The organism is Flavobacterium sp. LAR06 (assembly GCF_041946075.1).
Taxonomy (GTDB): Bacteria; Bacteroidota; Bacteroidia; order Flavobacteriales; family Flavobacteriaceae; genus Flavobacterium.
The window spans coordinates 238,581-250,553 of the sequence record NZ_JAUTYT010000005.1; the positions used below are offsets into that span (position 1 = coordinate 238,581).

The window sequence follows — 11,973 nt, forward strand, 5'->3', positions numbered from 1 at the left end:
CATAGGAATTCTATATTCTAACCAAAACAATTTCAATTAACACATGAGAAAAATTCTTTCTTCAATAGCAAGTCTTGCATTTGCGTTGACCGCTATAGCCCAACAAAAACAGATGATTGATAAGGCATTATCAGATAAAATAAAAAACGATCAATACATGCCATTTGTAAAAAATAAGGCATTAGAAGTAATGAAGACCGGAGTAAATGCCGGTGATGGCTACCGCGAAGTATGGATCCGTGATTATAATACTTTTATCGAACTGGCCGCACAGGTAACTAAAAAAGAAGATATAAAAGAAAATCTTCTGGTGTTTTTCAGAATGCAGGGAGAAGATGGAAACATCATTGACGGTTACACGCCAAAAGAACAAATTGGCGCAGGTGAAACGGATTTCTCCTATTCAAAACTAGAACCAAGATATGCTGCTCATAAAAATACAGTTGAAACGGATCAGGAAACATCATTGGTACAGGCGGTTTATAAATACATTCAATTAACTGGTGATACCTCTATTTTAACAGAAAAAGTTGGAGATAAAACCGTTGCACAAAGATTAGAGTGGTCAATGGATTTTTTAATGAAAAATCGCTACACTGAAAAATATGGACTAATTACAGGAGCAACTACTGCCGATTGGGGAGATGTGCAACCGGAGGAAGGTTATGGAGTTGATATTGATGGACATACTCATGTGGCCTGCGATATCTACGACAATGCGATGTTTATAGTGGCTTTGAATAACATGATGGAAATTATGCCATCAACTAAAAAGAAATGGGATGAAATCAGAAAAGAGGTAGCGAAAAATTGCCGCACTTATCTTTGGGATGCCAAAAAGCAAAAATATATTCCGCATTTGTATTTGAATGGATCGCCTTTTCCTGCTGATTTTGATGAAGATAATATTTTCTATTTTGGCGGAACAACAGTAGCCATGGAAGCAGGCTTATTGAGTAAAAAAGAAGTAAAAGCTTCCTTAGACGAGATGGTAAAAAGAGTAAAAGAGGCCGGAGCACCTTCTATTGGTCTGACGCTTTATCCTCCTTATCCTAATGGTTATTTTGTCAACAAAATCATGAATCCGGTTTATAGTTATCAAAACGGTGGCGACTGGACCTGGTTTGGAGCCAGAACGATTCAGCAATTAATTAAATACGGGTATGTTGAAGAAGCTTACCGCGAAGTACAACCGATGTTAAAAAGAGTAAAAGACAATAATGGTTTCTTCGAATGGTATTCGATAAAAAATGAGCCAAGAGGTTCAGGTACTTTCAGAGGCGAAGCAGGAGTTTTATATACTGCAATTGTGATGTTCGAAAATCTGAAATAATAAAAGTATTGGTTAATGCTAAAAAGGGATATTTCTTATGAAGTATCTCTTTTTTTTTCTTTAATAGAAGGACAAATAATAATTAAATAAAGATAATATCGACCTAATATATAAACAGAAGTAATTATATCTTTAAATTTCTAAAAATAATACCAATTTGGTAGAAAATAGGCAAGAATGATTTTTTGGCTTGTGAGAAAAACGTTTGTTTTTGAAAAGCCTTATTTTTTTTAGTTTTAATGTAATTAAATATGAAAATGGATTGTTTAAGAAGCTACAAGTTTATATTGATTTTTTGTTTTTCTGTTGGAATAATGCAGGGGCAGCAAAAAACAGTTGCCTATAAAAATCAGAGTTTACCCGTTGATAAGAGAGTTGAAGATTTACTGAAACAATTGACTACGGAAGAGAAAATTTCTTTGTTGGGATTTGAAAGCAAAGCAGTAAAAAGATTAGATATTCCACAATACAATTGGTGGAATGAATCTTTGCACGGAGTAGCTAGAGCAGGAAAAGCGACTGTTTTTCCACAAGCAATCGGGATGGCGGCTTCATTTAATGATGATTTATTGAATGAAGTGGCAAACGCAATTTCTACTGAAGCCAGAGCCAAGAATAATATGGCTGTAGCCAAAGACCGTCGTTTGCAATATATGGGATTGAATTTTTGGTCACCAAACATTAATATCTTTAGAGATCCGCGTTGGGGAAGAGGACAGGAAACCTATGGAGAAGATCCTTTTCTTACCGGAAAAATGGGTACAGCTTACATCAAAGGATTGCAGGGAACAGATCCCAAATACATGAAAACAGCGGCTTGTGCCAAACATTTTGCTGTACATAGCGGACCTGAGAAAACAAGGCATTCTATTGATGTTATTGTAGATGAAAAAGATTTAAGAGAAACCTATTTGTACGCCTTTAAAAAATTGGTTGATGCTAAAGTAGAAACCGTAATGTGTGCTTACAACAGAGTGAATTCTGAACCTTGTTGTACCGGAAAAACATTACTTCAGGATATTCTAAGAAAAGAATGGAAATTCGGCGGACATGTAGTAACCGATTGTTGGGCATTACAGGATATTTATGAAGGACATAAAACATTGCCAAACAGTGTAATTGTCGCTGCCGAAGCCATAAAAAGAGGCGTGAATATGGATTGCAGCGGACTGTTGCAAAAAGATGCTATAAACGCCTTAAACCAGAAATTGATTACTACTAAAGATATTGATAATGCGTTGGCTCCAACTTTGCGCACGCAATTCAAGTTAGGTTTTTATGACAAACCGGAAGATAATCCATATCGAAAATATGGTATAGACAGTATAGCGAATTCTTACCACAGAAATCTTAGCCGAAAAATGGCCGAGCAAAGTATGGTTTTGTTGAAAAATGGAGAAGTAGGTGAGAAGAAAACAAAGTTACTGCCTCTGAAAAAAGAGAATTATAAATCGTTGATGGTAGTAGGACCAAATGCGGGTTCTTTGGATGCTTTGTTAGGGAATTATCATGGAATAACAGATAAAGCTGTAAATTTTGTGGAAGGAATTGCAGGCGCTGTCGATCCTGACACTCGTATAGAATACGATATGGGTTGTGACTTTACCGATACAACCAATTTTGGCGGAGTTTGGGCCGCTTCTATGGCTGATGTAACGATTGCCGTAATTGGTTTTACACCGGTTTATGAAGGTGAAGAAGGCGATGCTTTTTTGGCTGATGGAAAAGGAGATCGAAAAAACATGGATTTACCTGCTTCGCATATTGCCTACATTAAAGCACTTCAAAAAGGAACTAAAACCCCTCTTGTAGCTGTAATCACCGGAGGAAGTGCTGTTGATATTTCAGCAATTGAACCTTATGTTGATGCCATTGTTTTTGCCTGGTATCCGGGAGAACAAGGTGGAACAGCTTTGGCAAATCTTCTTTTCGGAAAAGTATCGCCATCTGGACATTTACCAATTAGTTTTTACAAATCTTTTAGCGATTTGCCTGATTATAACAGCTATGTAATGGCAGGCAGAACCTATCGTTATTTCGATAAAGAAGTGCAATATCCTTTTGGTTTCGGTTTAAGCTATACCACTTTTGGATACAATTGGGTTCAAAAACCAGAAAACACCAAAACGACTTCAGATAAAATTTCAATGCAAATTAAAATTGAAAATACAGGTAATTATGATGCTGATGAAGTAGCTCAGGTTTATATTGAATATCCAAATATAGACAGAATGCCATTGAAAGAATTAAAGGCTTTTAAAAGAGTATCAATTGCTAAAGGGGAATCAAAAACAATTACGTTGGAAATTCCATTGTCAGAACTTCAAAAATGGGACGATACCAAAAAACAATTTAAGATTTACGAAGGACAATATAAAGTAAAAATCGGTTCGGATTCCAGAGATGCAATGTTGGAAACGGGTTTTAAAATTGTGAAATAGAGAATAGAACATAGAAAATAGAATAAAGAGGCAAGATTTTATCGCTTTGCTCTTTTATAAAATAACAGAAGAAAAATGAATAGAAATTTTAAATCAGCTTTTTTTGCAATTTTAGGGGTTTGTACGCTGCAATTGCACAGTCAGGTTTCTAAGCAAAATTTGACACAATATGTAGATCCTTTTATTGGAACTGGATTTCACGGGCATGTATTTATGGGGGCAAATGTTCCTTTTGGCGCGGTTCAGTTGGGGCCGGTTAATATTTCACAAGGCTGGGATTGGTGTTCTGGTTATCATTATTCTGATCCAACCATCATCGGATTTTCGCACACGCATTTAAGCGGAACCGGAATTGGGGATCTTGGTGATTTTCTTTTTATGCCTGCAGTTGGTAAAATCAACCTTAAGAAAGGTACAGCCAAAGACATGGAAAATGGCTATATCTCCGGTTTTGACCATAAAGATGAAGTGGCTAAACCAGGTTATTATTCGGTTATTTTGAAAAAAAACGGAATCAAAGCTGAAATGACGGCTTCTGAAAGAGTGGGTTTTCAAAAATATACTTTCCCGGCTTCGGATAAATCACATATCATTTTAGATTTAGTAGAAGGAATTGGCTGGGATAAAGCGGTTGATACGTACATCCGTGTAAAAAATGATACTTTGATTGAAGGCTATCGTTTCTCAAAAGGCTGGGCAAACGACCAACGCATTTATTTTGCCGCAGTTTTATCAAAACCGGCCAAAAAAATCCAATTGTACAACAGTACAAAAGAGATGATAAACAAAGTGGTTTTGGGTGATAGTGCCAAAGCAGTACTTCAATTTTCAACTTCACAAGATGAAGTGATAAAAATTAAAGTAGGAATCTCGGCAGTGAGCACAGAGAATGCTTTAATGAACATTAAAAAAGAAATTTCAGGTTGGGATTTTGAAAAAACAGCAGCTCAGGCTGATGAAAAATGGAACAAAGAGCTGAATAAAATTTCGGTAAAATCAAATGATGTTGCCAAATTGAAAACGTTCTACACAGCTTTATATCACACGATGATTGCACCGTCTACTTACAATGATAGTAATGGTGATTATTATGGTTCAGACAAACAGGTTCATAAAGCGGCAGGATTCACCAATTTGACGACTTTTTCTTTGTGGGATACGTACAGAGGGGCAAACTCTTTGTTTACTTTAACACAGACGGAAAAAGTTTCGGATATAATCAATTCAATGTTGGCAATTTATCAGGAAACAGGCCATCTTCCGGTTTGGCATTTGATGGGGAATGAAACGTATTGTATGCCTGGAAACAGTGCCATTCAGATTGTTGTTGATGCGTATTTAAAAGGTATCAAAGGAATTGATGGAGAATTGGCTTTCGAAGCTGTAAAAGCAACAGCAATGCAGGACGACCGCGGATTAAACTTCGTGAAAAAAATCGGCTATATTCCGGCAGATAGTCTGAGAGAATCAGTAGCCATCGGAATGGAATATGCGATCTCTGACGGAGCAATTGCCATGATGGCTAAGAAAATGGGCAAAACCGAAGATTACAATTATTTCTATAACCGCTCAAAAGCCTATAAAAAATATTACGATGCCTCGACGACTTTTGTGCGTGGTAAAGTAAGCGATACGCAATGGAGAACACCTTTCGATCCTTTTAAATCGGCACATATGAAAGATGATTTTGCTGAAGGAAATGCCTGGCAATATACCTGGTTAGTACCTCATGATGTTGAAGGATTGATTGCCATGTTGGGAGGAGAAAAACCTTTTACAAAAAAACTGGATAATTTGTTTGTCGTGAAAGGCGATATGGGAGCTGAAGCGTCAAGTGATATCACGGGTTTGATTGGGCAATATGCACACGGAAACGAGCCAAGTCATCATATTACCTATTTATACAATTTCGTAGGACAACCTTGGAAAACAGCAGAGAAAGTACGCTATATCGTTGATAATTTATACAGCGATAAACCAGATGGATTGTGCGGAAACGAAGATGTCGGCCAAATGTCGGCCTGGTATGTTTGGAGTACTTTTGGAATGTATTCTGTAAACCCATTTAACGGGATTTATGTTATCGGTAGTCCAAGTATGGATGAATCAGTGTTGAATTTGTCTGATGGAAAAAGTTTTACGGTGAAAGCTTTAAACAACAGTCCAAAAAACATCTACATTCAAAAAGCAACTTTAAATGGAAAATCGTATACAAAAAGTTATCTGCTTCATTCTGACATCATGAAGGGAGGAGAATTGATTTTTACTATGGGTGAAAAACCTTCTAAAACCTGGGGTGTTTCGACTAAAGACCGACCTTATTCTGCAGAATAATTTTTTCTAATCAGAAAACTTGAAAAATGAAAAGAAGAGAATTACTAAAATATATTGGTTTAACTGCAGGGACAGTCGCTTTGAGCGGTTCCGCATCTATACTTTCGGCTGCTGAAAAAAGTCCTAAATCTAAAAGAGTGCTGCGTATTGGACATATCACTGATGTACACATTCGACCGGAAGAAAATGCCCCGGATAGATTTGTTCAATGTTTAGAGGAAATAAAGAAACACAAAGTTGATTTTTTCCTGAATGGCGGAGATTCAATCTATGCTGCAGATTATGATAATATTACAAGAGACAGAGTAACTGAATTGTGGAAAGTTTGGAGTGAAACCACTAAGGAAATAAGTGATTTTGAAATGCATAGCTGTCTTGGAAATCATGATATGTGGTGGGCGGCTCCCAATAAAGAAGATTCGATGTATGGAAAAGAGCATGTTGTGAAGCAACTTGGCATTCCAAATCGTTATTATAGTTTTGATAAAAAAGGATGGCATTTTATAATCTTGGACAGTAATAATGGTGGCGGTTCTTTAGACGAAGAACAGCGTTTGTGGTTAGAAAAAGACCTGCAAACCATTGCCGTTGGTACACCAGTTGTGTGCATGAGTCATTATCCTATTCTTGCTGTATGTACGCATGTTGATGGAGGAAATCATACCGATTCTAAGTACATCAGCGATCTTTTTTATAAACATAAAGACAAAAAAATCACCTGTGTTAGCGGACATATTCATTTACTGGATGAAGCGGTATATAATAATGTACATTATTACTGTAATGGTGCTTTGAGTGGTTTTTGGTGGGAGCCAGGTGATAAAGACTCTGCAGGAAAGAGTTTTTATAAGCAAACGCCACCCGGTTATGCCATAATCGATTTGTTTGAAGACGGCTCAGTTAAGAATCAATACTTTCCACACTCTTTCTAAAATTTTCTTATTTATTGTACTTTTTACGAAAAAAGATAATTACTAATTAAACAAGGGTAATATTGAATTAATTAATATACTTCAGGTATTATATTTTTATATTCCTAAAAATGTATGAATTTAATAAAAAATATATGGCATTAATAACGCAGACAGATATTAAAAAGGATGTTAGTTCTAATGAAAATAAGAAATGGCTTTTTCCTTTTATATTGGTAACCAGCTTGTTCTTTTTCTGGGGATTTGTACACAACTTAGATCCGATACTTATTCCGCATCTAAGAAAAGCATTTAATCTTACAGACTTAGAATCTTCTTTAATCGATTCTTCAGTTTTTATAGCCTATTTTGTCATGGCTTTGCCTGCCGGTTATATCATGAGAAAATACGGTTATAAATCGGGTATTATGATAGGATTAGTACTGTTTGGTATTGGCTCCATTTTGTTTGTTCCTGCTGCCAATTCATTACAATATATTTATTTTTTGGGAGCTTTGTTTGTTATAGCTTGCGGACTTACGTTTTTAGAAACAGCGGCAAATCCTTATGTAACCATCTTGGGGCCATCTGAAAGCGCTACTAAAAGATTGAATTTTTCTCAGTCATTCAACGGATTGGCGGCTTTTATTGCACCGGCTTATGTTGGACCAATGATTTTATCAGGTAAAAACGCAACTCAGGCCGAATTAGATGCCATGACACCCGCTGCATTACACACTCATATTTTAGAAGAAGCAGCAAGTGTAAAAATGCCTTATTTGATATTAGGATTGATTATTTTATCGGTAGCCGTAGTTTTTTATTTTACCAATATGCCAGATGTAAAAGATGAAGATAAAGAAGGAGTAGACGGAGCGAGTTTTGCCGGAGCTTTGAGTTCAATGCGTTTACGATGGGGGATTTTAGCCCAGTTCTTTTATGTTGGAGCACAAGTTTGTGTGGCAAGTTTTTTTATCAAAATGGCTACTACTTCGGCTGGTTTAGATGAAGATACAGCTGCCAAATATTTAGGTTTTTATGGCCTTGCCTTTATGATAGGCCGTTTCGCAGGAACATTTTTCATGCAATACATACAACCAAGAAAATTATTGATCATTTATTCGATCATTACGATACTGTTATCAGTACTGGCAATTGTAGGAACAGGAATGGTAGTAGTTTACACCTTAATAGCGATTGCCTTTTTTATGAGCATCATGTTTCCAACAATTTTTTCGATGGGAATTGACGGACTCGGACACAATACAAAAATAGGATCTTCACTGATCGTAATGTCTATAGTTGGGGGAGCATTACTTCCTCCGGTTTTAGGATATATTTCAGATGTTACCGGAAGTATTCAGAATGGTTATATAGTTCCGCTGATCTGTTTTTCAGTAATACTATTGTTCGCCTTTAATGGACATAAAACAAATAAAGCATAAATTCTATTTATATAATATGTTAGAAAACGGAGTTAAAAGATTAGTAGTAAAAATGCACCCACAAGATAATGTGTTGGTGGCCTTAACTGATCTGGGAAAGGGAGAAAGTGTCGCTTTTGAGAATGAAAATTACATCCTGAGAGACACAATTAAGGCGAAACATAAATTTTATACTTCCGACTTGAAAGCGGGAGCTGAGATCATTATGTATGGTGTTTTGGTTGGAAAAGTACAAAATGATGTTGCAAAAGGCAGTTTAATGACAACAGAAAATCTTAAACATGCTGCAGAACCGTATCAGTATCGTGATGTTGATTTTACATGGCAGGCACCAGATGTTTCAAAGTATAAAGACAGGACTTTTAAAGGATATAAAAGAAATGATGGCCGTTTTGGAACTGCCAATTACTGGTTATTTGTTCCAACGGTATTCTGTGAAAACAGAAATCTCGATGTAATACGCGAAGCCTTGCATAATGAGTTAGGCTATTCTGTGAGCGATAAATACACGCAGTATACACACCATTTGCTTGAAGCTTATAAAAAAGGAGAAAGTCTGGATGCAATTGATGTGCAATTGGCTCCGGATCATAATGAGAATAAGGTTTTCAAAAACGTAGATGGAATAAAATTCTTAAACCATCAGGGAGGTTGCGGTGGTACACGTCAGGACGCTTCTACATTGAGTGCATTATTGGCTTCATACGCCAATCATCCCAATGTAGCAGGAATTACAGTCTTGAGTTTAGGGTGTCAACATTTGCAGGTACAGGATTTTACAAATGATGTGAAAAAGCAAAATCCTGCTTTTGATAAGCCGATCTTTATTTTTGAGCAGCAACAATCCAAAAGTGAAGAACAATTGATTGCGGATGCTATTAAAAAGACCTTTGAAGGATTAATTGAAATAAACAAACAAGAAAGAGTTCCGGCTCCATTAAGCGAATTATGCTTAGGCGTTAAATGTGGAGGAAGTGACGGTTTTAGCGGGGTTTCTGCTAATCCGGCTGTGGGTTATACTTCCGATTTATTAGTAGCTTTGGGAGGTAAAGTACTATTGGCTGAATTCCCTGAATTATGCGGAGTAGAACAGAACTTAATTGATCGTTGTATATCAGAACCAGTTGCTAAAAAATTCATCGATTTAATGCAATCCTACGATGCATTGGCACATAAAGTAGGTTCAGGATTTCATATGAATCCTTCTCCGGGAAATATTAAAGACGGATTAATAACTGATGCTATAAAAAGTGCAGGAGCAGCTAAAAAAGGAGGGACAGCACCAGTAGTTGATGTTTTAGATTATACGGAACCGGCAACAAAAGCAGGTTTAAGTTTGGTTTGTACACCAGGAAATGATGTGGAAGCTACAACTGGTAAAGCGGCATCCGGAGCAACTTTAATATTGTTTACGACAGGATTAGGAACTCCAACAGGGAATCCGGTTTGTCCTGTTATTAAGGTGGCTACAAATTCTCTTTTAGCGCAAAAAATGAGCGATATTATCGATATCGATTGTGGTCCGATTATTAGCGGAGAAAAGTCTATTGAAGAAATGGGTGAAGATATTTTGGAGTATTGTATTAAAGCTGCAAGTGGTGAAATTATTCCAAAAGCAGTTTTATTAAACCAGGATGATTTTATTCCGTGGAAACGAGGAGTTTCTCTATAATTTTAAAATTTAAAATAAAAACACATGTTTTCATTACAAAATAAAAAAGCGGTTGTTACCGGTGGCGGTAGCGGAATTGGGAAAGCCATTTCGGTTTTATTTGCAAAACAAGGAGCTGAAGTTCATATAATTGAATTAACAGAAGAAAGTGCTAAAACGGCTGTGGACGAAATTAAAGCAAATGGCGGAAAAGTATTTTCACATGCCTGTAATGTGGCCAATCAGGAAGAAGTTTTAGCAACATTCGAAAAAATTGGAAATATTAATATCCTGATCAATAACGCAGGAATTGCGCATGTTGGAAAAGTTGATACTACTCCGGCAGCTGATTTTGATCGTGTTATGGAGGTAAATGTCAAAGGAGTTTATAACTGTTTGTTTGCCGCGATTCCACAATTGAGACTTTCAAATGGAGGTGTTATTATCAACATGGCTTCAATTGCAGCCTGGGTTGGTATTCCGGACAGGTTTGCTTATTCTACAGCAAAAGGAGCCGTTATGGCCATGACTTTATCTGTAGCAAAAGATTATATAAAAGAAAATATTCGTTGTAATTCTATTTCACCTGCAAGGGTTCACACACCTTTTGTAGACGGTTTTATTTCGAAAAATTACGCTGGGAAAGAAGAGGAAATGTTCGAGAAATTATCACAGTCACAACCGATAGGAAGAATGGGTAAACCGGATGAAATTGCAGCGTTAGCGTTATATTTATGCAGTGACGAAGCAGGATTTATTACAGGTAGTGATTACCCAATCGACGGAGGATTTATCAAGTTAAATAACTAGTTGAAACTCTAAGATGCTAAGATTCTGAGCTACTAAGCTGAAAAACTTAGAACCTTAGCATCTTAAAAAATAAATAATTAATAAATTAAGTTACTAAGACTTTGAAGCATAAATAAGTAAGATTAAAAAAAACTTAGCATCTCAGAATCTTAGCAACTTAGCAACTTTAAAAAGAAATGAAATTAATACGTTTTGGAGAAATAGGAAAAGAAAAACCAGGAGTTTTAATTGGTGAAAAGAGATATGATGTTTCGTCAATTGTAACAGATTTTAATGAAAGCTTTTTTGAAGAAAATGGCCTGGAGAAATTACAGAAAGCATTAGATAGTAATCCGGCTTTACCGGAAGTTGATGGTAGTGTGCGTTTAGGCTCTCCGGTGGCGAGACCTTCAAAAATAATCTGCATCGGTTTGAATTATGTGGATCATTGTAAAGAAACCGGTGCGCCAATTCCGGCAGAGCCAATTATCTTTTTTAAATCGACCACTTCTTTGTGCGGACCAAATGACAATTTAATCATTCCCAAGAATAGTGAAAAAACAGACTGGGAAGTGGAACTGGCATTTGTAGTAGGTAAAAAAGCGAGTTATGTAGAAGAGGCAGAAGCTTTGGATTATGTTGCCGGATATGCCTTATTGAACGATTACAGCGAAAGAGCGTTTCAAATCGAGCGTGGCGGACAATGGGCAAAAGGAAAAGGAAGCGATACATTTGCGCCTCTTGGACCCTTTTTGGCTACAAAAGATGAAGTAAAAGATGTTGATAATTTATCAATGTGGCTAACCGTAAATGGTAAAAAATACCAAGACAGTAATACACTAAATTTAGTTTTCAAGATTCCATTTTTGGTACATTATTTAAGCCAGTTTATGACTCTGCTTCCTGGTGATATTATCAGTACAGGAACACCTCCGGGAGTTGGTTTGGGAATTAAACCAGAACCAATTTATCTAAAAGCCGGCGATGTTGTAGAATTAGGAATTGAAGGTTTGGGTTCTAGTAAACAAACTGCGATAGCATATACAAAATAGATTGATGTAACCCCATG

Annotated in this window: 8 protein-coding genes; all 8 read left to right on the forward strand. The window is 36.5% G+C overall.

Annotation, left to right across the window (positions count from 1 at the left end):
• Nucleotides 1–43 precede the first annotated feature (43 nt).
• Complete coding sequence (locus Q7C23_RS09410; RefSeq protein ID WP_375032283.1) at nucleotides 44–1,333, forward strand: hypothetical protein; 1,290 nt, start codon at nucleotides 44–46, stop codon at nucleotides 1,331–1,333.
• A 251-nt stretch (nucleotides 1,334–1,584) separates the two neighbouring features.
• A complete protein-coding gene (locus tag Q7C23_RS09415) occupies nucleotides 1,585–3,774 on the forward strand; it encodes a glycoside hydrolase family 3 N-terminal domain-containing protein (RefSeq protein ID WP_375032284.1) in 2,190 nt (729 codons plus the stop codon).
• A 75-nt stretch (nucleotides 3,775–3,849) separates the two neighbouring features.
• Nucleotides 3,850–6,108, forward strand: coding sequence for a GH92 family glycosyl hydrolase (locus tag Q7C23_RS09420; protein ID WP_375032285.1), 2,259 nt, complete (start codon nucleotides 3,850–3,852; stop codon nucleotides 6,106–6,108).
• A 26-nt stretch (nucleotides 6,109–6,134) separates the two neighbouring features.
• Nucleotides 6,135–7,040, forward strand: coding sequence for a metallophosphoesterase family protein (locus Q7C23_RS09425; RefSeq protein ID WP_375032286.1), 906 nt, complete (start codon nucleotides 6,135–6,137; stop codon nucleotides 7,038–7,040).
• A gap of 110 nt (nucleotides 7,041–7,150) precedes the next feature.
• Nucleotides 7,151–8,464 carry an L-fucose:H+ symporter permease gene (gene fucP, locus Q7C23_RS09430; protein WP_375032287.1) on the forward strand — a complete coding sequence of 438 codons (1,314 nt, stop codon included), beginning with the start codon at nucleotides 7,151–7,153 and terminating at the stop codon, nucleotides 8,462–8,464.
• Between the two features lie 52 nt (nucleotides 8,465–8,516).
• On the forward strand, nucleotides 8,517–10,136 hold the full coding sequence (locus Q7C23_RS09435; RefSeq protein ID WP_375032288.1) for a UxaA family hydrolase: 1,620 nt from the start codon (nucleotides 8,517–8,519) through the stop codon (nucleotides 10,134–10,136).
• Nucleotides 10,137–10,160: 24 nt separating this feature from the next.
• A complete protein-coding gene (locus Q7C23_RS09440) occupies nucleotides 10,161–10,925 on the forward strand; it encodes an SDR family NAD(P)-dependent oxidoreductase (RefSeq protein ID WP_375032289.1) in 765 nt (254 codons plus the stop codon).
• A gap of 176 nt (nucleotides 10,926–11,101) precedes the next feature.
• Nucleotides 11,102–11,956, forward strand: coding sequence for a fumarylacetoacetate hydrolase family protein (locus tag Q7C23_RS09445; protein ID WP_375032290.1), 855 nt, complete (start codon nucleotides 11,102–11,104; stop codon nucleotides 11,954–11,956).
• Nucleotides 11,957–11,973 lie beyond the last annotated feature (17 nt).

Excerpts from the sequence above, each read along its gene's own strand:
- Q7C23_RS09410 (WP_375032283.1), top strand. The coding sequence starts at position 44 with ATGAGAAAAATTCTTTCTTCAATAGCAAGTCTTGCATTTGCGTTGACC.
- Q7C23_RS09415 (WP_375032284.1), top strand. The coding sequence starts at position 1,585 with ATGAAAATGGATTGTTTAAGAAGCTACAAGTTTATATTGATTTTTTGT.
- Q7C23_RS09420 (WP_375032285.1), top strand. The coding sequence starts at position 3,850 with ATGAATAGAAATTTTAAATCAGCTTTTTTTGCAATTTTAGGGGTTTGT.
- Q7C23_RS09425 (WP_375032286.1), top strand. The coding sequence starts at position 6,135 with ATGAAAAGAAGAGAATTACTAAAATATATTGGTTTAACTGCAGGGACA.
- fucP (WP_375032287.1), top strand. The coding sequence starts at position 7,151 with ATGTATGAATTTAATAAAAAATATATGGCATTAATAACGCAGACAGAT.
- Q7C23_RS09435 (WP_375032288.1), top strand. The coding sequence starts at position 8,517 with ATGCACCCACAAGATAATGTGTTGGTGGCCTTAACTGATCTGGGAAAG.
- Q7C23_RS09440 (WP_375032289.1), top strand. The coding sequence starts at position 10,161 with ATGTTTTCATTACAAAATAAAAAAGCGGTTGTTACCGGTGGCGGTAGC.
- Q7C23_RS09445 (WP_375032290.1), top strand. The coding sequence starts at position 11,102 with ATGAAATTAATACGTTTTGGAGAAATAGGAAAAGAAAAACCAGGAGTT.